At 61.7% G+C, this 901-nt stretch carries 1 protein-coding gene; it reads right to left on the reverse strand.

Annotation, left to right across the window (positions count from 1 at the left end; genetic code table 11):
* Positions 1 to 4: 4 nt before the first annotated feature.
* Positions 5 to 901 (reverse strand): IS481 family transposase (locus GVY64_RS37035; RefSeq protein WP_159851358.1); only part of this gene is annotated, 897 nt, incomplete at its 5' end.

The raw sequence follows: 901 nt of genomic DNA on the forward strand, positions 1-901 counted from the left end.
TGTGCTACTGACGATGACCGATGACAGTGTGGGCTCGGGTTTTCTGTAGCAGCCTCTCATAGGGTGTCTGTCCTGCGAGGCCGCCGTGGGGACGGTGATAGTTGTAGTAGTCCTCCCACTCCTTCAGTTTGTCGTTGAACAGCCCGGCGTCATCGATGACGACGCCGTCGAGGAGGCGGTAGAACTCCTCGGCGTCGATGCGGTGGGAGCGCTCGACCTTGCCGTTGAGCCGGGGCGTGGCCGGTTTGATGTAGGTGTGGCCGATGCCCTGGTCGATCACGTGCCAGTGGAACGCCGACTGGAATTCGGCCCCGTTGTCGGTCTGGATCTTCTCGACCTGGAACGGCAGCCGAGAGATGACGTAGTCGAGGAACTGAATCGCGGTCTTTTGATCCGATCGCGGATAGATGCGCAGCACCCGCAATCGGGTGCAGTCGTCGATGGCGGTGTACTGGTAGAAGCGCTTGCGGCGATGCGGTCCGGTGGTGATCGGTTCGATGAACTTGACGTCGATCTGCACGTGGCGGCCGGGTCGCTGCTTCTCATAGAGCTTCCACCGCTGCTTGTGGCGTTGCGAGGCCGGCAGCCGGTTCATACCCAGGCGTTTGAGGATGCGCCACACCGCGGACTGGCAGATCGACACGTCGTGATAGCGCTGCAGGTACATCGAGATCTTCAACGGGCCGAAGTGGTAGTGCTGGCGCAGATGGATGATCTTGGCGACCACTTCGGGCTGGGTGACGTTCGGGCAGTGCAGCGGCGCGCTGGATCGGTCTTTCAACCCGTCGAGGCCCTCGTCCTCGTAGCGGCGTTTCCAGCGATAGAAGACGTTGCGGCTGATGCCGTAGTAGCGGCATGTCGCAGCGACATTGCCGCTGACCTCCTCGGCATGCCGGAGAAC

The organism is Nocardia sp. CY41, assembly GCF_009829325.1.
GTDB lineage: Bacteria > Actinomycetota > Actinomycetes > Mycobacteriales > Mycobacteriaceae > Nocardia.